Genomic DNA, 20,222 nt, shown 5'->3' with positions numbered 1-20,222 from the left:
GACAGGAATGCGCGTCACCCTGCTCACCGAGGGGACGTACCCGCACCAGCACGGCGGTGTGAGTGTCTGGTGCGACCAACTCGTACAGGGCATGCCCGACGTCGAGTTCGACATCATCGCCGTCACCGGTACCGGACACGAAGCACTGGCCTGGGAGCTGCCCGCCAACGTGCGGTCGGTCACTACAGCCCCGCTGTGGGGCCCGGCCTCGGAGGGCAAGGCACCGCGCGGCAAGGAGATGCGCCGCTTCCTCAACGCGTACGAGCGCTTCCTGCACTCCATCCTGGACCCGGTCTACACCACCCACTTCGGCACCGAGCTGTACGGCTTCGCCGACCTCGCCCGGCGCGGGCTGCTCAGCCCGGCGCTGCGCAGCGAGCGGGCCCTGCGCACCCTGCAGCACGTGTGGACCCGCGAATACCTCACCACCGCGGTCTCCCGGCCCACCATGCACGACGCGCTGAACGCCACCGACCTGCTGGAGCACGCCCTGCGGCCGCTCTCGGTCGAGCCGCCGCGCGACGGCGTGGCGCACGCCGCCAGCGGCGGCCTCGCCACCCTGCCGGGTCTGATCGCCTCCCAGCAGTACGGCGTACCGTTTCTGCTGACCGAGCACGGCATCTACCTGCGCGAGCGCTACCTCGGCTACCGCACCGGCCCGTACCGCTGGCCGGTCAAGGCACTGCTGCTCGGCTTCTACCGGATGCTCGCCGAGGAGAGCTACCGACGGGCCGCGCTGGTCACCCCCGGCAACCGGTACAACCGGCGCTGGGAGGAGCGCGGCGGCACGCCCTCCACGCACATCCGCACCGTGTACAACGGCGTCGACCCGGCGGCCTTCCCGCCCGCCGGTCCCGAGCCGGAGACCCCGACGCTCAGCTGGGCCGGCCGGGTCGACCCGATCAAGGACCTCGAAACGCTGATACGCGCGTTCGCGATCGTGCGGCGCGAGATACCCGACGCCCGGCTGCGGCTGTTCGGTGGCACCCCCAAGGGCGGCGAGGCGTACCGCGAGAAGTGCGAGGCGCTGGCCGCCGAACTCGGCACCGGGGACTCGGTGGTCTTCGAGGGCCGGGTCGCCGACATCACCGACGCGTACGCGGCCGGGAACGTGGTGATGCTCTCCTCGATCAGCGAGGGCTTCCCGTTCACCCTGATCGAAGCGATGTCCTGCGGCCGCGCCACCGTCTCGACCGACGTCGGCGGTGTGCGCGAGGCGGTCGGCGACACCGGCCTGGTCGTCCCCCCGCGCGAGCCCGAGCCGATGGCCGCGGCCGCGATCGAGCTGCTGCGCGACACGGAGCGCCGGGCCCGGCTCGGCGAGCAGGCCCGGCTGCGGGTGATCGACCAGTTCACCCTCCGCCAGAACATCGACGGCTTCCGCGGCATCTACACCGAGCTGCTGGGCACCGCCCGCTGGCTCCCCGAGGGCGTGGTCGCCGTCACCGACGGCCCGCCGGACCCGGACTGGGAGCAGGCGACCGAGCAGGAGCGCAGCGAGGTGACCGCATGAGCGGGTACAGCGGGATCATCATCGACGAGCGCGCGTACCGCGAGGTGACCGCATGAGCGGGCCCCTGCGACTGGTTCCCGGCGAGGCGGTCGACGAGACCGTCCAGCTGCGGGTCCTGCCGCTCAAGCGACGCCGCCCGACCCTGCCGCCCCAGCGCCCGCAGGCACCGGAGCTCGACCTCTCCGCCGACCCGCTGGACGAGCTCGCCGAGCGGCTGCGCGACATCTGCGCGGACGCGGTCCACCCCTACGAGATCGCGGCCATCCTGGAGTCGGACGGCCTCTCCGACGAGCAGGCGGCCCTGCTGTACGGCCGCCCCGATTCCTTCACCCTCGCCGAGGAGCTGTTCGAACGGGTCGAGCGCCGCTACCCGGGACCGAGTGCCGAGTTCGCCAACCCCTGGCGGGCCGACCCCTGGCGGTGCGTCGTGCGCGGCCTGGTGTTCGCCCTGCCCGGCCTCGGCTACCTGCTCGGCGCCAACCTCTTCGCCGCCGACCGGATGCGCTTCGGACTGCCCTCGGGCATGCTCGCGCTGTCCGTCGCGACCCTGGTCAGCTGGTCCTGGAACCAGGCCCTGGCCCACCGCTCCTACGCCTGGCTGGGCCGGGGGCGGCGGCGGTCGGCCGCGGCCTGTCTGGCGATCGGGGCGCCGCTCGGCGCGCTGACCGCGGCCGTCGCCGGCTATGTGGTCGGCGGACCGCTGGGCGCGCTGTGCTTCGCCGCCGGACAGTCCGGCTACCTCGCGGCGGCCACCGTGCTGCTGGTGCTCGGCCGGGAGAAGTTCCTGCTGCTGGCGCTGGCACCGTCGGCCGTCGGCGCGGGGGTCGTGCTCGCCGTCGACGTGCCGCAGGTCGTCCGCACCGCGGTGCTGCTGGCCTCGCTCGGCCTCGCGGTCTGGCTCGCCGCCCGGGAGCTGCTGCGCTGCCGACGCGCCGAGGCCGAACCGGTCCCGCTGCGGCTGCCGCTGTTCAAGGAGCTCCCGCACCTGCTGTTCGGCCTCGCGGTCGGCACCCTGACCCTGATCGCCGGACTCGGTGTCACCGTGCACCAGGCGGTGCGCACCGGCAGCGCCGAGGGCGTCTCGACCAGCCCGACGGGGCCGGCCATGATCGCCCTGACGCTGAGCCTCGGACTCGCCGAGTGGCTGCTCTTCCGCTACCGGGCGATGGCCGTGGCCGCGCTGCGCACCAGTCACACCCCGGTCGAGTTCGCCCGCCGCACCGGCGGTGTGCTGCTCGGCTGCCTCTTCATCTACCTCACCACCGTGGCCGCCCTCGACGCCGCCGCCACCGTGCTCTGGCCCGGCGCCCCGGCGCTGGGCGTCCCGGAGCTCGGCGCGCTGCTGCTGCTGGGCGGCTCGCTCTGGCTGGCGCTGCTGCTGAACGCCTTCGGGTTCAGCTGGAGCACCGCCCTCATCTGTCTGGCAGCCGCGGGCGCCGAGTGCGCCGGACTGCTGACCGGTGCGGACCCGACCGTCCTGCAGCTGTTCGGCTGCGGGGCCGCGGCGGCCGTCCTCACCGCCCTCGCCGGGCCCGTGCTCGGCCGCACCACCAAGCACCGCTGATGCGGGGCCCGCTGAACCGGCACCGCTGAACAGCTGAACAGCGCACCACGGAACCAGCACCGACCGAACCACCTCCGGCCGGGTCACCACCGTCACCGCACCCGGCCGGTCCGTGCAGTAACACGTCCCCGAAAGACACAGGAAGCGAATCACCATGAGCAGCGTCGCCGTCACCGGAGCCGAGGGTTTCATCGGCTCCCACCTCGTCGAGGCCCTGGTCGCCGACGGGCACCATGTCCGCGCGATGGTCCAGTACAACTCGTTCTCGTCCTTCGGCTGGCTGGAGACCCTCTCCAAGGAGGTGCTGGACTCCGTCGAGATCGTCCTCGGCGACGTCCGCGACCCCGGCTCCGTGAACGGCCTGGTGAAGGGCACCGAGGCGGTCTACCACCTGGCCGCCCTGATCGCGATCCCGTACTCCTACCAGGCCCCGCACTCGTACATCGAGACCAACGTCACCGGCACCCTGAACGTCCTGGAGGCCGTGCGCCACCTCGACATCCCCCGCCTGGTGCACACCTCGACCAGCGAGACCTACGGCACCGCGCAGACCGTGCCGATCTCCGAGGACCACCCGATCAACACCCAGTCCCCGTACGCCGCCTCCAAGGCCGGCGGGGACCGGCTGGCCGACAGCTACCACGCCAGCTTCGAGACCCCGGTCGTCACCCTGCGCCCGTTCAACACCTTCGGCCCGCGCCAGTCGATGCGCGCCGTCATCCCGACCGTGATCGCCCAGCTCGCGGCCGGCGAGACCGAGATCACCCTCGGCGACCTGCGCCCGACCCGTGACTTCATGTTCGTCAAGGACACCGCGCTGGCGTTCCGCACCGTCGGCACCGCCCCCGCCGAGTCCGTCGTCGGCCGCACCTTCAACGCCGGCACCGGCGGCGAGATCTCGGTCGGCGACCTGGTCACCCTGGTCGGCAAGCTGATGGGCGTCGACGTCACGGTCAAGGAGGACGAGCAGCGCATCCGCCCGACCAACTCCGAGGTCATGCGCCTGGTCGCCGACGCCACCCGGCTGCGCACCGCCACCGGCTGGGCCCCGCAGTACTCCCTGGAGGAGGGCCTGGAGCAGACCATCGAGTTCTTCCGCGACCCGTCGAACCTGGCTCGCTACAAGACCGACATCTACAACGTCTGACCCGGTCCCGCCTTCCGGCCGCTCCCGGCACCGAAGGTCCCTTGTCGCATCGACTTCCGTGGGGGAACCACCATGCACGCAGTGATCCTGGCCGGCGGTAAGGGCGTTCGACTCCGCCCGTACACCACCGCGCTTCCCAAGCCGCTCGTCCCGATCGGCGACCAGCACGCGATCCTGGAGATCGTGATGCGCCAGCTCGCCGCCGCGGGCTTCCAGACCGTCACCCTGGCCATCGGCCACCTCGGCCACATCATCCGCGCCTACGTCGGCAACGGCTCCCAGTGGGGGCTGCGGGTCGGCTACGCCGTCGAGGACAGCCCGCTCGGCACCCTCGGTCCGCTGCTCACCATGCAGGACCGGCTGCCGGACAACTTCCTGGTGATGAACGGCGACGTCCTCACCGACCTGGACTTCGCCGGGGTGCTCAAGCACCACGAGTCGTCCGGGGCCCCGCTCACCATCGCCACCTACGCCCGCCAGGTGAGGATCGACTTCGGCGTGCTGACCGCCGAGGACGGTGCCATCACCGGCTTCCAGGAGAAGCCGAGCATCGACTACCGGGTCTCGATGGGCGTGTACGGCGTCTCCCGCGCCGCGCTCGCCAAGTACACCCCGGGGCTGCCGCTGGGCTTCGACGAGCTGGTGCTGGACCTGCTCGCCGCCAAGACCCCGCCGTCCGCCTACGAGTTCGACGGCTACTGGCTCGACATCGGCCGCCCGGACGACTACGACCGGGCGAACGCCGAGTTCTCGCTCAACCGCTCGCTGCTGCTCCCCGACGAGCCGGCCACCGCCGGCCCCGTCGCGGGAGAGGGCCTGTACGCGGTGCCGAACGGCCAGGAGCGGTCGGTCCCCGCCGCCCGCACCGCCGTCGACGCCGCCGACGGCCAGTCGGCCGCGGCGGTGCCCACCGGCCCCGAGAACGACGGACGGGCCGCGTGAGGATCCTGCTGCTCGGCGCCGACGGCTTCCTCGGCCGCCACGCCGCCACCGCCCTGCGGTCCCTGCCGGGTGCCACCGTCCTGACCGCCGGGCGGCGGCCCGACCACGACCTGCGGCTCGACCTGGCCACCGCCCAGGCCGGCCCGCTCGGCGAGGAACTGGCCGCGCACGCCCCGGACGCGGTGGTCAACTTCGCGGGTGCGGTGGCCGGCAGTGCCGTCAAGCTCGCCGAGGTCAACGCCCGGGGCCCGGCCGTGCTCTGCGAGGCGCTCGAACAGGGCGCCCCGAAGGCCCGGCTGGTGCACATCGGCTCGGCCGGCGAGTACGGCGTCTGCGCCCCCGGCAGCTCGCTCGCCGAGGACGCCGACGCCCGCCCGGTCGGCGTCTACGGCGCCACCAAGCTGGCCGGCTCCCTCGCGGTGGCCGGCTCGCCGCTGGACGCCGTGGTGCTCCGGGTGTTCAACCCGGTCGGCCCCGGCGCCCCGGCCGGCTCGCTGCCCGGCCGGCTCGCCGCCGAGCTGCGCCGGGCCGCGCCGGAGGGCACCGACGGGGTGGTGCGGGTCGGGGACCTCTCGGCCCACCGCGACTTCGTCGACGCCCGGGACATCGCCCGCGCGGTCGCCCTCGCGGTGGCCGCCGAGGGTCCGCTGCCGAGGCTGCTCAACCTGGCCTCCGGGCAGGCCCGGCCGGTCCGGGCGATCGCCGAGGGCCTGGTCGCGGCGGCCGGTTTCGTCGGCCGGATCGACGAGAGCGGCGCCGGCTCCGAGCGCTCCGCCGCCGTCTCCTGGCAGCAGGCCGACGTGTCGGCCGCCGCCGGGGTACTCGGCTGGCACCCGGAGACCGGGCTCGACGAGACCCTGCGCGACCTCTGGCTCTCCACCGAACCGCTGGTCACCGCATGACGGGCGGGAGCCACCACGACGGCCGCCTGCTGGTGCCGCTGTACGTCCACCCCGCAGTGGACCCGGCGGCCTGGCAGGCGGTCGCCGCCGCCGACCCGAAGCGGATCGCCGCCGTCGTGCTCAACCTCGCCGACGGGCCGGGCGACCCCGACCATGTGTTCGCCGAGGCAGCGGAGGAACTCCGTGAGGCCGGTCTGCCGCTGCTCGGCTACGCCGACACCGACTACGGCCGACGGCCGCACGCCGCCGTGGTGAACGACATCCTGACGTACCGTCAGCGCCACGGCATCACCGGCGTCTACCTCGACCAGGTGTCGGCCGCGCCCGGCGCACTGCCGCACTACCGGCGCCTCGCCACCGCGGCTCGCGCCGCCGGCTGCACCACCGTGGTGTTCGGCCACGGCGACCACCCGGACCCCGGCTACGCCGAGGTCGGCCTGGCCGACCTGCTGGTCACCTTCGAGGGCGACTGGACGGCGTACCAGGAGCTGGCTCTGCCGCTGTGGACCGGCCGGCACGCCGCCGCCCGGTTCTGCCACCTGGTCTACGACGTGCCCGCCGAACGCTCCGGGGAGGCGGTCGCACTGATCGCCGCCCGCCGGGCCGGCGTCGGCTGCGCCGTACCGGGCACCGGCGACAACCCCTGGCGCACCCTGCCGCACGAGCTGACCGTCGGTCGGCCCGTCACCGAACCCACCTGACCCCACTCGGAGTTCGAGCACCGTGACCCGCCGCACCCGGCCCCTGGCCGCCGCCCTCGCCCTCGCCACCGCCGTCGCCCTGCTGGCGACCTCGTGCAGCAGTTCGGGTTCGGAGGACGAGGACGACCCCTCGGCCGACGCCACCGGCGCGCAGCCCCCGGCGGCCACCGCCGTCCCCGTCCCGGGCACTCCCGGCACCCCGGACGCCCCGTCCTCCCCCGCCGACGCGGGCTCGCCGACGGCGCCGGCCCCCGGGACCCCGTCGGCCCCGCCCGGCACCCCGGGCACGCCTTCCGTACCGGGCACTCCCAGCGCTCCTGGTACTCCGGGCCACCCCGTCACGCCCGGCACCCCGACCGGACCCGGTACCCCCGGCACTCCGGCCGCCCCCGGCACCCCGAATGCGCCCGGCACGCCGGCCGCCCCCGCCGGAGCCCGCTGGCAGCCCACCCCCGGCCTCGCCTGGCAGTGGCAGCTCGGCGGCGGCGTGGACCAGTCCGTCGACGTCCCGGTCTACGACATCGACGGCTTCGAGACCGACGCCTCCGTGGTCGCCGCGCTGCACGCCAAGGGCCGCAAGGTGATCTGCTACATCAACGCCGGTTCCTGGGAGGACTTCCGCCCCGACGCCGCCGCCTTCTCCCAGGCCCTCCAGGGCACGAGCAACGGCTGGAAGGGCGAGAAGTGGTTCGACATCCGCAAGCTCGACCAGCTGAAGCCGCTGATGGCGGCCCGCTTCGACATGTGCCGGCAGAAGGGCTTCGACGCCGTCGAACCCGACACCATCGAGGCGTACAACCAGAAGAGCGGCTTCCCGCTGACCGCGGACGACCAGCTCCGCTACAACCGCATGCTCGCCGGGCTCGCCCACGACCGCGGCCTGGCGATCGGTCTGAAGAACGACCTGGAGCAGGTCCCCGCCCTGCTGGGCGACTTCGACTTCGCGGTGAACGAGGAGTGCGCCCAGTTCGACGAGTGCGGCCGGCTCTCGCCCTTCATCCAGGCGGGCAAGGCGGTGTTCCACGTCGAGTACAAGCTCGGCACGGACCGGTTCTGCGCCAAGACCAAGGCCCTGGGCTTCAGCTCGATGCAGAAGAAGCTCGAACTGGACGCCTGGCGGAAGCCCTGCTGACGCAGGGACGGGGGCCGCGCGGCCCCCGGACCGCCAGGCGAGCAGCCACGAGGATTACTTGACCGCCAGCCAGATGACGGCACCCACCACCACGAGCACGGCCACGGCGATCGCCGCGACCTTGCCCGTGCGGCCGCCGCTGGCGCCGTAGGTGTTGACGGAGCCCGGCGCCTGGGGTGCCGGGGTCTCGTCGACGAAGGCCCGGAACATCTGGGTGCTGCCGGCGGGGTCGTAGTCGTTGTCAGCCATGGCAGGGACTCTAACGAATCCGCGGACCGCCCCGACACCCGGTCTCCGCACTACGACTGTGCGACAAGCATGTGAAGTCCCCCACGACCCCGGAATGCCCGCCCCACCGATCGGGTTGACTCGCACCATGACCGATTCCCGCAGCGACGCCCCCCGTTACGCGCAGCTCGGTGACTCCGAGCTCTCGGTGTTCCCGCTCTCCCTCGGCGGCAATGTCTTCGGCTGGACCGCCGACGAGGCCGAGTCCTTCGCCGTCCTCGACGCCTACGCCGCGGCCGGCGGCAACTTCGTGGACACCGCCGACACCTACTCCTCCTGGGTCCCGGGCAACACCGGCGGCGAGTCCGAGACGATCATCGGGAATTGGCTGCGCAGCCGCGGCAACCGCGACTCCGTCGTGGTCGCCACCAAGGTCGGGCTGCACCCCGAGGCGCGCGGGCTGCGCGCGAGCACCATCAAGTCCTCCGCCGAGGGCTCGCTGCGCCGTCTCGGCGTCGACCACATCGACCTCTACTACACCCACCAGGACGACGACACCCCGGTGGAGGAGTTCGTCACCGCCCTTGACGAGTTGGTGCGCGAGGGCAAGGTGCGCGCCGTCGCCGCCTCCAACATCGGCGCCGACCGGCTCGCCGAGGCCCTGGCCTTCGCCGAGCGCGAGGGCCTGGCGAAGTACGTGGCCGTCCAGCCGCACTACAACCTGGTCTCCCGCGGCACCTTCGAGGGCCCGCTGGCCGAGGTGGTCGCCGCGCACGGCCTCGCCACCGTCCCCTACTACGCGCTGGCCTCGGGCTTCCTCACCGGCAAGTACCGCCCGGGCGGCGCCTCGGTGACCAGCGCCCGCGCCGAGGGGGCCGGCCGCTACCTGGACGGCCCGCGCGGCCCCAAGGTCCTGGAGGCGCTCGACACCGTGGCCGCCGAGCAGGAGGTCGAGCTCGCCACCGTCGCCCTGGCCTGGCTCGCCGCCCGGCCGACCGTCGCCGCCCCGATCGCCAGTGCCCGCACCGTCGACCAGCTCCCGCCGCTGCTGGCCGCCGCCGCGCTGGAGCTCACTCCGGCGCAGACCGCGCTGCTGGACGACGCCTCCGCCTGACCGCCGGCCCCGTCGCCACTGCGGCCCGCGTCGTCCACAGGCTGTGGACAACGCGGGCCGCCGCCGTCACGGGCGGCCGAAGTGGGTCGGCCGGAAGCCGCTGCTGATCACCGACACCCGGACGGTCCTGCCCGGCCGGGGCGCCTCGACGAACTTCCCGCCGCCCAGGTAGATCCCCACATGGTGGATCCCCGAGGCCCGGCCGCTGTCCGACCAGAACAGCAGGTCGCCCCGGCGCAGCCGGTCCTGCGCGATCGGGGTGGTCGCCGCGTACTGGTCGTCGGCCACCCTCGGCAGCTGGACCCCGGCCCGGCGGAAGGCCTGCTGCACCAGCCCGGAGCAGTCGTAGCCGGAGGGACCGTCGCCGCCCCACACATAGGGCTTGCCGAGCTGGGCCAGCGCGTAGCCGATCACCGATTCCGCACGGGCGTCCGCCCGATCGGCGGAGGCGGGAACCCGGTCCTGGGTCTGCGTCCCGCCGCCCGACCCGCCGGTGCGGTCGAGGTAGATGTCGTAGTGGCTGGTCCAGCGCCACTCGCCCCGCGCGTTCCTGAACCAGTACCTGGAACCGTCCCAGCCCTGGCGCGGTCCGGCGGACCGCACGGCTGCTTCGGGAACGACCGGCTGCGCGGTGGACCCGGTGGAGCCGGTCGAGCCGGTCGAGCCGGTGGAGCCGGTGGAGCCGGTGGACCCGGTGGACCCGGTGGACCCGGTGGACCCGGTGGAGCCGGTGGACCCGGTGGACCCGGTGGACCCGGTGGAGCCGGTCGGGACGACGGCTGTGGACGAGCCACCGGTGGAGGGCGAGGAGCCGGAGCCGCCCACGGCCTTCACGTACACGCTGTAGTGGCCGGTCCAGCGCCACTCGCCCCGGGCGTTCTTGAACCAGTACTTGGAACCGTCCCAGCCCTGCTTGCCCGGCGCCGCCTGCGCGGCCCCGGCACCGGCGGTCAGTCCGACCACCCCGGCACCGGCCAGCACGGTGGTGGCCAGGCAGGCGGTGCGCACCGCCCGGTGTATTCGGCCGCCCCCGGACGGCCGCGCCGATGGGGCGGTGCGCGGCCGGGCCGCACAGTGGAGGCAGCCGCAGTCCGCGATCGCGGGACCACCGAGGCGTTCCTCGAAACCGTCCGGGGCGTCGAGGCCCTCGAAGCCCTGGTCGGCGTCGAAGCCGTCGAGCTCGTCGAACCCGTCGAACCCGTCGGCGGTCCCGTCCACGAACGCGAGGCCGACGTCCGTGCCGCTGGCTATCCTCATGCCGGTCGTCCTTCCTTCCGCCCGGCCCGGGCGGCCGGGGGCGGTACCGAGGCGGCCACTCCGGCCGGGGCGACGAACGCGACCAGCAGGTGCTCCATCAGCGCGCTCCGGGCGGCCTCGTCCAGCTCGTGCGCGGTGGCCCGCTCCAGGCGGCGCACGGCGAGCGCCGCCGCCTCCACCGCGTCGTCCACCAGCACCGTGCGCAGGCCCGCGTCCAGATCGGCCAGCCGGCGCCGGCGCATCGACTCGGCCACCTCCGGCGCGTACTCCAGCGCCAGCGGCTGCGCCGAGTAGACCTCCAGCCCGGCCGGGGCGACCTCGGCGGCCAGCGCCCGGGTCAGCTCGTCGGCGAACCACTGGCCGTCGCGCAGCGCCGGGCCGGGTGCCGCGTTGCTGTCGCAGGGCAGGATGGAGGCGGTCCGGGTGAGCACCGCCTGGACCTGCTCCCGCAGATAGCGCTCGTGGTCCTCGATCGCCAGCACCGCCCGGGCGGTGTCCTTGACCCGCCACACGATCAGCAGCCGGACCACGATCGGCGTCCCGGTGCGGTCGACCACCTTGGCCGGCTCGCTGCGCCAGTGCCGCAGCCGGACGTCCACCCGGCGACGGCGCAGCAGCGGGTTCACCCAGACCAGGCCGGTGCGGCGGACGGTGCCCCGGTAGCGGCCCCAGCGGGTGAGCACCCGGGTCTCGCCGCCGGCGTTGGCCAGCAGCCCGGCGAGCGCGAGCACGACGAGCAGCCCGGCGGCGGTCACGGCGGCCACCGAACGGGCGGTCACCTCGGCCCGGCCACTGGCGCGGGCGGCGTCCGCGCGCAGATCGGGCAGCGCGTCCCAGTGCGGGACGACTCCGTCGCGCACCAGCACCAGCAGGACGGCGGCCGTGCCGAGCAGCAGCGCCAGCAGCGCGACCCAGCCCGGCAGGCCGGCCGCGTTCCGCTCGCGGAGCGCCTGGTCGGCGCGCGGCGGCCGGCGCGAGGTGGCGGCGGCGGGCATCCCGGCCGGGACCGCCTCCGGGTCCGCGACCGGGAACGGGTCCACGACCGGCACCGGGGGCAGCGGGGCCGGGGGCAGCGGGGCCGGGGGCAGCGGGGCCGACTGGACCGTCCGGGCGGCCGGCTCCACCGCCTCCAGCGGATCGCGCGGATCGGCGGAGGAGCCGGCGGGCCCGGGGAGGACCGTGAGCGGGGTGGTCGGCGGACCGCTGTCGGCCGGTCCGGACGTCCGCAACACCTTGGCGAGCGGGCTGGAGCCGGAGGCGGAACGTTCCGGCAGCGCCGGGGGAAGTGCTTTGGGCAGGTGGTCGGGTCGCTGCGAAGAGTCGCGGGTGACGTCCATGCACGGATCCTCAGGTTCAGTGTGTCGCGCAACGGGCGGCCCGGATCTGACGGGCAGTGCCAGAGTCAGGCTAAGTTCATACGTCATCAAATGCGACATTTGAGCTTATGTGTGTCGACATTTCCTGACGAATCATCTGAAGCCGGAGCTGACGCGCAGGCACATGAGCGGATGGTGGGAGCGGTTCAGCGCCGCCTGGCCCCGGTCCCCCGGGCGAGCACCCGACGGGTGATCAGCCCGAGCCCGGTGAGCACCAGCAGGATCCCGGCGAACGCACCGCGCCAGGCGTCCGACCGCTGCCGGTCGGCAGCCACCGGCGACGAGAGGTCCACCGGCTCGGCCGCCCGCTGCTGTCCGCGCTCGGGCGGGGCAGCCGGACCCCGGGCCCGGTCGGACCGGTCCCGGTCCGGGGCGGAGACGTCCGCCGGAACCGGGTCCGCCCCGGTCGGGTCGGCGGCCGCCGTCGCCGTCGCAGTCGGGCTCGGGGTGGCGGTGGCGGTGGCAGTGGAAGTGGGCGTGGGAGTAGAGGGGACGGTGTGGGCGGGGCTCGTGGGCTCGGTCACGGCCGGGGCCGGGCTCGGGCTCGGGGATGTCGGGGCGGAAGCGGTCGGGGAGGCGGTCGGGGAGGCGGTCGGGGACGGACTGCCGGCGACCGGAGCCGCCGTCACCGGAGCCGCGGTCGGCGAGGGCGAGGCAGCCACCGGCGGCACGACGATCGGCAGCACCCCCGGCGGGACCGGGCCGAGGGCAGGATCGAGGACCGGCTCGGCAACGGTCGGCGACGGCACCGAAGGAACGGACGGAGCGGACGGAGTCGACGGGACTGACGGGGTCGACGGGCTCGACGGGGTCGACGGGCTCGACGGGGTCGGCGACACCGGTACCGAGGGCGAGGCAGGCACCGAGGGCGAAGCCGTCGGGGACGGGCTGGACGGAACCGGGGCGGAAGCGGTCGGGGAAACGGCCGGGGACGGACCGCCGGCGACCGGAGCCACCGTCACCGGTGGCACCACCACCTCCGTGACCGGCGGCACGACGACCGGCAGCACCCCCGGCGGGACCGGATCGAGGGCAGGATCGAGGACCGGCTCGGCAACGGTCGGCGACGGCACCGAAGGAACGGACGGAGCGGACGGAGTCGACGGGACTGACGGGGTCGACGGGCTCGACGGGACGGACGGCGCCACCGGGGTCGGCGACACCGGTACCGAGGGCGAGGCCGTCGGGGACGGGGAGAGCGAGGGCGCGGGGCTCGCGGATGTCGTGGGCTCGGCCGAGGGCGACGACGGCACGACCGTCACCGCCGTGGGCGTCACCGAAGGCGTCGGGACAGCACTCGCCGTCGGAGCCGGAGTCACCGACGGCGCCACCGTGGGAGTCACCTCCGGCGTCGCCTCCGGCGTCGCCTCCGGCGCGGGTGTCGGCGTCGGCGTCGGCGTGGCAGCCCCGCCCGCCGGAGCGACGGTGACCGCCACGGCCTCCGCCGCCGTCCCGTTCCCCGCCAGGTCGGTCGCGGTGACGACCAGCCACTGCTCCCCCACCGGCAGATCACGGTTCGCCGTGCACGCCCAGCTGCCGTCGAAGGCCGCCGTCGTCCCGCAGGCGACGATCCGCGCGGCCTCGGCGGCGCGCTCCGCCCGCGCGGTGACGAGCACCTGGGCCCCGGGCTCGGCCCTCCCGGCGAGCCAGGGCCTGGCGACCCGGAGGGTCTCCCCGGCGGTCGGCGCGGTGAGCACCGGACGGTCCGGCGGCACGGTGTCGACGACCAGCTCGACCGCCCGGCCCGGGGTCCGGTTCCCGGCGAGGTCGGCAGCGGTCGGGGTGAGCCGGTGCCGACCGTCCGCCAGGTTCTCCACCGGCAGGCAGGACCAGCCGCCGTCGGCCCGGACCCCCGTGCTGCACAGGTCGGTCCCCTGACCGCCGGAGCCTCCGCCCCCGACGGCGGCCTCGCGCGTTCCGGCCGACCGGTCGACCACGGTCACGGTGCTGCCCGGCTCACCGGTGCCGGTCAGCTGCAGCCCCGGGTCGTTGGTGAACTCGGGCAGGGTGAGCACCGGTGCGCCGGGGGGCGCGGTCTTGACGGTGACCCGCACCGGCTCGCCGCGCAGCACCACTCCACCGCCGGTGGTCTCCACCGGGGTGAGGCTGTGCCGGCCCGGGGCCAGCGCCGTGTCCGGACGGCAGGACCAGTCGCCGCCCCGGGCGACCCGGGTCCGGCAGAGCACGGTGTCGCCCTCGCGGATCTCGACGGTGGCGCCGGCCACCGCGCCCTCACCGGCGATCCGGGGGCGGGCCTCGGCGAGGGTGGTGCCGTCGACCGGTTCGGCGATCTCCGGGCGGGCGGCCCCGACGGTCAGCCTGATCCGCTGGTCCGAGACCTGCCCGGAGTCGGCGAAGCCGCCGGCCGGCACCAGCTGGGCGGCGTCCCGGCCGATCCGCAGCCGGGCCCAGGTCTCGCCGGAGGCCGCGTCGGCGGGGACGGTCCACTCCAGCGAGGCGCTGTGCTCGCCGGGGGCGACCTCGGTCTGCACCCGCTCGGTGGGGTCGAAGCGGCCGTCGCGGTCGAAGTCGACCCAGCCGGCCAGGGTGGCGGAGGAGTCGCCGACGGCGACCGGGACGGTGAGCCGGTAGTTGTGGCCGATCGCCGCCTCGGCGGGGTAACCGACGGCCGGGTCGGCCCCCTGGTACTCGCCCCGGCCGGGCTGGAGCTGCGGCGGTGGCGGATTGGCGCCGCCGCCCTCCCCGTCGCCGCCGCCGGTACCGCCGTCCCCGCCGCCGGTGCCGCCGTCCGCCCGCCCGGCGTCGGGCCGCCGGAACAGCCAGCCGGGCCGCCCGTCGGCCTTGGCACCCTGAGTGGCCGCGTCACCGCCCAGGTAGAGGTCGGAGAGCAGGTGGGAGGCGTTGCCGTAGCCCTGCGGCGCGGTGCCGACCCCCTCGTCGAGGGTGACCGTGTAGGCCTGGGTGAGCGGGGCCGGGGCGGTCGTGGAGCCGGCCCGGGCGGTCGAGCGCCGCTCGACCCGGAAGACCGCCGTGCGGAAGGTGCCGGCCAGCTCCAGGCTGCCCTCGGCGGCGGACCCGGGGTCGCCGTCGGCGCCGCCGTCGGCCCGGGCGGGGGCGAGTGTGTTGCCGTCGACCGTCCAGCCCGGCCAGTCGGTGCGGTTGACCAGGGTGGGGGCGGCCGGTGAGCCGCCGGTCAGGACGAGCCTGGTCGCGGTGCCGGTGGAACCCGTTTTCCCGGTGGTGATTCCGGCGAGTCCGCTGAGGTGCAGCCGGGGATTGCGGACGGCCCGGGAGAATGCCAGCCGGAGCGTTCCGACGGTGCGCCAGGAACCGTCCGTCTGCGGACGGTCCTCGGAGATCCGGAAGGACTGCGCGGGATCCCCGGGCCGGAGTCCGTCGGCGTAGAGCGTGCGGGAACGGCCGCCGCCGGCGCGGTCCGCCAGCTTCCCCGGGCCGGCGGTGACCGACATCCCGGGGTCGGCGGAGAACTCCAGTCGGACGGAGAGCCCGGACGGCAGCACCGCGCCGCGTTCGGCGCTCCAGCTGCCGGGGGACTGCTGGGCGGCCGAGGGCGGCGGGTTCCAACCGATCAGCAGCCCGGCCGCCAGGACCGCGGCGGTACCGGCCGCAGCCGGGAACTGTCGGTTCATCCGGCTCTCCTTCACATCGGCTGCCGGGCGGCCTGGATGACCGGGCAGTCTGGACACAAGATGTGACAAAACGGAATCACGATCCTGGTCCGGTCATACCGCGACACTTGCACTGTTGGCCGTATGACACCCGATTGGCAGCCTCAGGCCCCCGGCAGGACGGGATGTACCCGAAAGGACCGCATTCCACCCATTGGCCCCCGCGCGGGACGGACCGCCCGCGCCCGCCCGGAGCGCGACAGGGGCAGCGGCAGGCGCGGGGCAGTGGAATCACGGAAACGAAAGAACCCCCGGCCACCAGGGCCGGGGGTTCTCTTCTGGTGCGCTCAGCAGGATTCGAACCTGCAACCTCTTGATCCGTAGTCAAGTGCTCTATCCGTTGAGCTATGAGCGCAAGTGCCGGACGGATCCGGACTTGCGGGGTTTGGTGCGCTCAGCAGGATTCGAACCTGCAACCTCTTGATCCGTAGTCAAGTGCTCTATCCGTTGAGCTATGAGCGCTCGCCCTGGTGAACGTTGCCAGCGGGGCGGTGCGGGGACAACATTACATGACCTGCGGCGCGGGACGAAATCGATTGATCCGGGCACCTCGGGCGCCCCGGGCCGACGCGCCCCGGACATGCGAAGAGCCCCGCCGACAAGATCGTCGACGGGGCTCCCGGCTGCGGAGGCTGAGGGATTTGAACCCTCGATCAGGAATAACCCCGAAACCGCATTAGCAGTGCGGCGCCATAGACCGGACTAGGCGAAGCCTCCTCCACATGGACCAAGCCCGCGTGCGCGGACCCGTTCCTTGTGCCTGTGATGATGCCACAACCCGGGGGCCCGGCACCAACCGCCGACAACGTTACTAGGCGGGTCGTCCCCGCCGCAAAGAAGAATGAGATACTGCCTTCTCCGGAGAGAGCTGCCCTGAAGCCGAGGAGACCTGTCGACGTGAGCAGCAGGCCGATCCGAGGCGCTGCTCGCCTCGCCGCCATACTCGACGCCCTGCCCGATGCGTTGTTGCTGGTCAACAGCAACGGCACGGTCGTCGATGCCAACACCGCGGCCGTACAGGCGCTCCAGGCGCCCGGCACCTCGCTGGTCGGCATGGGCGTCCTCGATCTCCTGCCGGAGTTCGACCCGAGCCGGATCCCCGGTTCGATGCGACCGGCCAGCAGCGAGGACGAGGCGCTCGACCGCCCGGTCCGGATGACGGCCCGGCGCACCGACGGCAGTACCTTCCCGGTCGAGGTCTCCGGCAACGACTTCGACGACGACGGCTCCGGCGCGGGCGAGGGCCGGGGCTACGCCGTCTCCTCGCTGGTCCCCTACGACCCGTACCGCGAGGGCTCCCGCTCCTCCGACCTGCTCCTGCTGCTGGTCCGCGACCTGACCGGCCGGCTCGGCGTCGAGGCCGAGCTGCGCCGCCAGCACAAGCAGACCGAGATGATCCTGCGGGCCGCCGCCGAGGGCGTGCTCGGCGTCGACCTCGAAGGCCGCTGCGTACTGGTCAACCCGGCCGCCGCGCACATCCTGGAGTACCGGGCCAGCGAGCTGGGCGGCCGTGAGCTGCACCCGCTGATCCAGCACTCCCGGGCCGACGGCACCCCGCTGTCGCTGGAGGAGTCCGCGCTGCTGGACACCCTGACCTCCGGCCGCAAGCACCGGGTGCGCGGCACCGTGCTGTGGCGCAAGGACGGCCGACCGGTCACCGTCGACCTCACCACCGCCCCGGTCCGGGACGGCGACCAGCTGGTCGGCGCGGTCATGACCTTCACCGACCGCAGCCGCGAACTCGCGCTGGTCGCCCGCAACGAGCACCTCACCGCCGTCCTGGAGAGCGAGCTCGGCGGCGCGCTGACCGCGCTGCACCGGCGGATCGACGCGCTGGCCGCCGACCCGGCCGGACAGCTCTGGCCGGAGGCCAACTGGACGCTGCGCCGGCTCGCCGACGAGTGCCGCCGGTTCGGCAAGCTGATCGACGGTGTGCTGGCCCACCAGCGCTCCGAGGCCGGCGAGAGCGCCGCCTCGGACGCGGACGGCAAGGGCGGGCCGAAGCCCGCCGAGCGGGTCCCGGTCGCCCTGGACAAGGTGGTCCGCCGGGCCGTCGAGCACGCGGGCGAGCTGGTCGGCGCCGGGCGGGTGCGGTTCTCCGTGCACGCGGCCGCCGTCGAGGTGATCGCCGACGAGAAGCGGCTCGCCCAGGCGCTGGCGCACCTGGTCGCGGACGTCAGCGGGGTCGGCCTGTCGCTGGACGCCGAACCCGAGCTGCCCTCCCCCGGGCTCGCCGCCCCCGGCACCCCGGCCCTGCCGCCGGGCGGGGGCGACACCCCGGCCGTGGTGCTCGCCGCCGCCCAGCGCGGCGAGGTCGCCCGGGTGGAGATCCGCGGCCCCGGTCGCGGCGGCAGCCCCGTCCACCTGCCGATAGCCCGCGCGGTGGTCGAGCGCCACGGCGGGGTGCTCCAGCCGCACGAGCTGCCGGGCCGCGCCGGCACCACCTATGTCGTCGAACTGCCGCTGGACCCGGTCGCCGCGAAGGCCGCCGCCGAGCGCGCGGGCGCCGAGGGCCGCTCGGACCGGCCGAAGGAGAGCGACAGCGCCGTCCTGCCCGATCTGCCGGGCATCCCGCAGCTGCCCACCGCCCGCGCCGAGGAGCCGTCGGCCGGGAGTGCCCCGCCCACCGGTCCCGGTACCGCGGGCGCCGGGGCCGGTCGCGACTCCGCCGCCACCCCGGCCGAGGGCACCGCCCGGGAGGACGGGCGCGGTGACTCCGCGACCGCCGCCCCCGACGGTCCGCCGGCCGACCCGGCCGCCGAGCCCGGCACCGACCCGGCGCCGGTCGTCGAGCAGCGCCGGGGCCGGCGCGGGCGCCCCGCCGTCGAGCAGCCGACCACCGACCACGACACCGCCCAGGACGCCCCCGCCCCCGGCGGCCGCCCGGACATCCCGGCCGACCAGTGGCCGAACGCCCCGGCCCGGATCGAGCGCGCCGTCCCCGAGCAGTGGAACGGCACCGGCAACGACCCCGCGTACGGGCGGCAGGGCCTCGGCGGCCCGAACGACCCGCAGAGCGACCCCTGGGGCAAGGACGACGGCCGCTCCGGCACCGCCTACGCCGTTCCGGTCGACGCCGGACGCCCGGGCCCGGGCCCCGGCGACGGCCCCACCAGCGCGGACGGCGAGCGCCGGACCGCCGACGCTCCGGCCGGTCCGCGCACGCCGATCGCCCTCGGCCCCGGCCCCTCCTCCGAGGAGCCGCCCGCCGGCCAGGACGGCCCGGGCGCCCGGGACGGCTCGGGCGGTCCGGACGGAGCAGGTGGTCCGGACGAGTCCGGCACCGAGCCCCGGCCGTCCCGGCGCCGCCGCGCGCTGCCCGGCAACGAGGACTCCTCCGGCGGCTTCGCCCTGCCCGGCGTACCCGAGACCCCGGTCTACCCCGGGCTGGAGCACGCCCTGCCGACCGGTCCGGCCCCGGCTCCGGCCGAGCCCGCCGGTCCCACGCCGACCGGCCGCCGCCGACGGCTGGCCGTCCCGCCCGGTCCCGGTGGCGAGAACGGCGGCCCGGCCGCGTCCGACGGCGCCGGAGCGGGTGCGCCCACCGCACTGCCCTCGCTGCCGTCGGCGGCCCTGGCGCTGCCGGACGGCGACCGCTCCGAGGGCGCCGAGAGCGGCGCCGGACCTCGGCCGGTCGGCACCGGCCTGGGCGAGCTGGCCCCGCCGCGCCCGCTCGGCGGCACCGGCCTGCCCGGTGCGCCCGGCGGATCGGGGCCGGGGGCCCAGATCGGCCCGGTCGCCGCCGTCGCTCCCGTCCTCGCGCCGGCCCCCGCCGAGGCCCGGCCCGCGCCGAGACCGATGGCCGAGCTGCCCGCCGCGCCCACGCCGGCGGTCCCGACGGCCCTGCCGCTCGCCCCGGCGGGCACCGCCGCAGCCGTCGAACGCCCGGTGCCCGCGCCCGCCCCCGACGGCGGACCGCGCCGGCTGCTGGTCTGGCCCGAGCCCGACCCGGCCACCAGCCAGGCACTGCAGGAGCGCGGCTACCGCCCGGTGATCGTCCGCTCCCGCGAAGAGGTTGACGCACAGGTCTCCGGCTTCCCCGCCGCGCTCTTCGTCGACCCGCTGACCGGCCCGATCACCCGCACCGCGCTGCAGTCGCTGCGCACCGCCGCGTTGAACAGCCGGGTGCCGGTGGTGGTCACCGCCGGTCTCGGCCAGGCCACTCGGGACGCCGCGTACGGCGCCGACCCGGCCGTGCTGCTGCGCGCCCTCGCCCCGCGCGACGGCGAGAACCACGCCCCGCGCGTCCTGCTGGTCGAGAGCGACCCGGACATCGCCGTCGCGATGATCGGCAGCCTGGAGCGGCGCGGCATGCACGTCGAGCACGCGGTGGACGAGAACGACGCCGTCGCCCGGGCCAGCAGCGTCCAGCCCAACCTGGTGGTGATGGACCTGCTCCAGATCCGCCGCCGCCGGGTCGGCCTGCTGGACTGGCTGCGCGCCAACGACCGGCTGCACCGCACCCCGCTCGTCGTCTACACCTCGGTGGACCTCGACCCGCGCGAGCTGCCCCGGCTGCGCACCGGCGAGACGATCCTCTTCCTCGCCGAGCGCTCGACCAGCGAGGACGTCCAGTCCCGGATCGTCGACCTGCTCGGGCGGATCGGCGCCATGGGCGAGGCGGGCGTCGCCGCCGCCGGCTGAGCACACGGGTACGGAACGCCCGGGGCCGGCCGCCCCCTCCTCGGGGGGCGGC

At 75.1% G+C, this 20,222-nt stretch carries 12 protein-coding genes, 3 tRNA genes and 1 pseudogene; 9 read left to right on the top strand and 7 right to left on the bottom strand.

All coding sequences use genetic code 11. The features are described from left to right. Positions 1-7: 7 nt before the first annotated feature. The 7 genes and pseudogenes from pelF to OG715_RS23030 all read left to right on the top strand — a co-directional run bounded on the left by pelF (position 8) and on the right by OG715_RS23030 (position 7,901). On the top strand, positions 8-1,513 hold the full coding sequence (pelF, locus tag OG715_RS23060; protein WP_266270751.1) for a GT4 family glycosyltransferase PelF: 1,506 nt from the start codon (positions 8-10) through the stop codon (positions 1,511-1,513). Positions 1,514-1,565: 52 nt separating this feature from the next. Further along, complete coding sequence (locus tag OG715_RS23055; RefSeq protein WP_266270750.1) at positions 1,566-3,077, top strand: hypothetical protein; 1,512 nt, start codon at positions 1,566-1,568, stop codon at positions 3,075-3,077. Between the two features lie 154 nt (positions 3,078-3,231). Then, positions 3,232-4,224, top strand: coding sequence for an SDR family NAD(P)-dependent oxidoreductase (locus OG715_RS23050; protein ID WP_266270748.1), 993 nt, complete (start codon positions 3,232-3,234; stop codon positions 4,222-4,224). A 72-nt stretch (positions 4,225-4,296) separates the two neighbouring features. Then, positions 4,297-4,998, top strand: a pseudogene (locus OG715_RS23045) (nucleotidyltransferase family protein); the annotation flags it as partial. Between the two features lie 164 nt (positions 4,999-5,162). Next, a complete protein-coding gene (locus OG715_RS23040; RefSeq protein WP_266270747.1) occupies positions 5,163-6,068 on the top strand; it encodes an NAD-dependent epimerase/dehydratase family protein in 906 nt (301 codons plus the stop codon). Beyond that, a complete protein-coding gene (locus OG715_RS23035) occupies positions 6,065-6,769 on the top strand; it encodes a spherulation-specific family 4 protein (RefSeq protein WP_266270746.1) in 705 nt (234 codons plus the stop codon). The genes OG715_RS23040 and OG715_RS23035 overlap by 4 nt, the downstream gene beginning before the upstream one ends. 22 nt (positions 6,770-6,791) lie before the next feature. Beyond that, positions 6,792-7,901, top strand: a complete 1,110-nt coding sequence (locus OG715_RS23030) for an endo alpha-1,4 polygalactosaminidase (RefSeq protein WP_323182154.1) — start codon at positions 6,792-6,794, stop codon at positions 7,899-7,901. Positions 7,902-7,955: 54 nt separating this feature from the next. Here the strand turns inward: OG715_RS23030 and OG715_RS23025 are convergent, their stop codons facing one another. Next, a complete protein-coding gene (locus OG715_RS23025; protein WP_266270745.1) occupies positions 7,956-8,150 on the bottom strand; it encodes a hypothetical protein in 195 nt (64 codons plus the stop codon). A gap of 127 nt (positions 8,151-8,277) precedes the next feature. Here OG715_RS23025 and OG715_RS23020 point away from each other — a divergent pair, with 127 nt between their 5' ends. After that, a complete protein-coding gene (locus OG715_RS23020; RefSeq protein ID WP_266270744.1) occupies positions 8,278-9,243 on the top strand; it encodes an aldo/keto reductase in 966 nt (321 codons plus the stop codon). Positions 9,244-9,309: 66 nt separating this feature from the next. Here OG715_RS23020 and OG715_RS23015 read toward each other — a convergent pair whose 3' ends face one another. From OG715_RS23015 to OG715_RS22990, 6 genes are all read right to left on the bottom strand, one after another. Continuing rightward, the gene (locus OG715_RS23015; RefSeq protein WP_266270742.1) at positions 9,310-10,500 is read right to left on the bottom strand and encodes a C40 family peptidase; all 1,191 of its coding nucleotides are present in this window, start codon (positions 10,498-10,500) and stop codon (positions 9,310-9,312) included. Next, positions 10,497-11,837, bottom strand: a complete 1,341-nt coding sequence (locus tag OG715_RS23010) for an SPFH domain-containing protein (protein WP_266270741.1) — start codon at positions 11,835-11,837, stop codon at positions 10,497-10,499. Before OG715_RS23010 ends, OG715_RS23015 begins: the two co-directional genes overlap by 4 nt. A gap of 185 nt (positions 11,838-12,022) precedes the next feature. Then, the gene (locus tag OG715_RS23005) at positions 12,023-15,487 is read right to left on the bottom strand and encodes an Ig-like domain-containing protein (RefSeq protein WP_266270739.1); all 3,465 of its coding nucleotides are present in this window, start codon (positions 15,485-15,487) and stop codon (positions 12,023-12,025) included. Positions 15,488-15,805: 318 nt separating this feature from the next. Further along, positions 15,806-15,881: transfer RNA gene (locus OG715_RS23000), tRNA-Arg, on the bottom strand. A 31-nt stretch (positions 15,882-15,912) separates the two neighbouring features. After that, positions 15,913-15,988, bottom strand: a tRNA-Arg gene (locus OG715_RS22995). A gap of 164 nt (positions 15,989-16,152) precedes the next feature. Beyond that, a tRNA-Ser gene (locus tag OG715_RS22990) sits at positions 16,153-16,243 on the bottom strand. 180 nt (positions 16,244-16,423) lie between these two features. On the opposite strand from OG715_RS22990, the gene OG715_RS22985 reads away from it, so the two are divergent. Next, positions 16,424-20,170, top strand: coding sequence for a PAS domain-containing protein (locus tag OG715_RS22985; RefSeq protein WP_266270738.1), 3,747 nt, complete (start codon positions 16,424-16,426; stop codon positions 20,168-20,170). The last annotated feature ends 52 nt before the right edge of the window (positions 20,171-20,222 follow it).

The organism is Kitasatospora purpeofusca (genome assembly GCF_036010405.1).
Classification (GTDB): Bacteria; Actinomycetota; Actinomycetes; order Streptomycetales; family Streptomycetaceae; genus Kitasatospora; species Kitasatospora purpeofusca.
This window is presented reverse-complemented; position numbering and strand designations above follow the sequence as displayed.

Excerpts from the sequence above, each read along its gene's own strand:
- pelF (WP_266270751.1), top strand. The coding sequence starts at position 8 with ATGCGCGTCACCCTGCTCACCGAGGGGACGTACCCGCACCAGCACGGC.
- OG715_RS23055 (WP_266270750.1), top strand. The coding sequence starts at position 1,566 with ATGAGCGGGCCCCTGCGACTGGTTCCCGGCGAGGCGGTCGACGAGACC.
- OG715_RS23050 (WP_266270748.1), top strand. The coding sequence starts at position 3,232 with ATGAGCAGCGTCGCCGTCACCGGAGCCGAGGGTTTCATCGGCTCCCAC.
- OG715_RS23035 (WP_266270746.1), top strand. The coding sequence starts at position 6,065 with ATGACGGGCGGGAGCCACCACGACGGCCGCCTGCTGGTGCCGCTGTAC.
- OG715_RS23025 (WP_266270745.1), bottom strand. The coding sequence starts at position 8,150 with ATGGCTGACAACGACTACGACCCCGCCGGCAGCACCCAGATGTTCCGG.
- OG715_RS23020 (WP_266270744.1), top strand. The coding sequence starts at position 8,278 with ATGACCGATTCCCGCAGCGACGCCCCCCGTTACGCGCAGCTCGGTGAC.
- OG715_RS23015 (WP_266270742.1), bottom strand. The coding sequence starts at position 10,500 with ATGAGGATAGCCAGCGGCACGGACGTCGGCCTCGCGTTCGTGGACGGG.
- OG715_RS23010 (WP_266270741.1), bottom strand. The coding sequence starts at position 11,837 with ATGGACGTCACCCGCGACTCTTCGCAGCGACCCGACCACCTGCCCAAA.
- OG715_RS23005 (WP_266270739.1), bottom strand. The coding sequence starts at position 15,487 with ATGAACCGACAGTTCCCGGCTGCGGCCGGTACCGCCGCGGTCCTGGCG.